General features: G+C 31.7%; 2 protein-coding genes. One reads left to right on the forward strand and one right to left on the reverse strand.

Translation table 11 applies throughout. From position 1 onward, the window contains the following. On the forward strand, positions 1-351 hold a 351-nt coding region (locus KH893_RS11345; RefSeq protein ID WP_281166218.1), incomplete at its 5' end, for a phosphatidylglycerophosphatase A. A 21-nt stretch (positions 352-372) separates the two neighbouring features. Here the strand turns inward: KH893_RS11345 and KH893_RS11350 are convergent. Next, positions 373-650, reverse strand: a 278-nt coding sequence (locus tag KH893_RS11350; RefSeq protein WP_281166219.1) for a hypothetical protein, incomplete at its 5' end; no start/stop codon positions are given.

Raw genomic sequence — 650 nt, forward strand, 5'->3', positions numbered from 1 at the left:
GTCTGGGTTGCATTGGAACTTGATCGCCTAACGGAAGAGAATAAATTAAAAGATCCAATTAATGGTGTTATTAAAGAGGATTTTGGGCTCTTTGGTGTTGACGAATTATTAGGAAACGCAATTGCAGCTTCATTTGGGTCAATTGGTTTTACTGGGTATGGATACGTTGACAATGTTAAACCAGGGATTATTGGAAAGCTGGATCGTTTAGGAAAAACTAATGATCATATTACGACTACTTTTGCCGACGATATCATTGGTGGAATTGCAGCTGCAGCCGGGTCTAGACTGGCGCAAAGATATCCAAACGGTTTTATTGATTCAGTTGAAGCAGATGATGAAATTGAATAATAAATAACAAATTATGAATAATTAGATAATTTTTATTTGAAGAAATGTAATTTTGTTATCATTATCGAATTTGTAGTAATCAAATCCATGCAAAGCAAAAAGAGATTGATCATATTTTTCTCCAGAGACTGACCATTCAGCTTTATATTGATTATTAATAGTTGATATATTGCAAATATGCTTTAATTCCTGATTTCTTTTAAAAAAGTCTTTGAAAAATTTGATAATACCTGAATGTTTATTAAGATCCTTTCCATTTTCGTTTTTAATAATCGCTTGTTCTGAGAAAAGATCAATAA

Source organism: Liquorilactobacillus sicerae, assembly GCF_029916425.1.
In the GTDB taxonomy this organism is placed as follows: Bacteria; Bacillota; Bacilli; order Lactobacillales; family Lactobacillaceae; genus Liquorilactobacillus; species Liquorilactobacillus sicerae.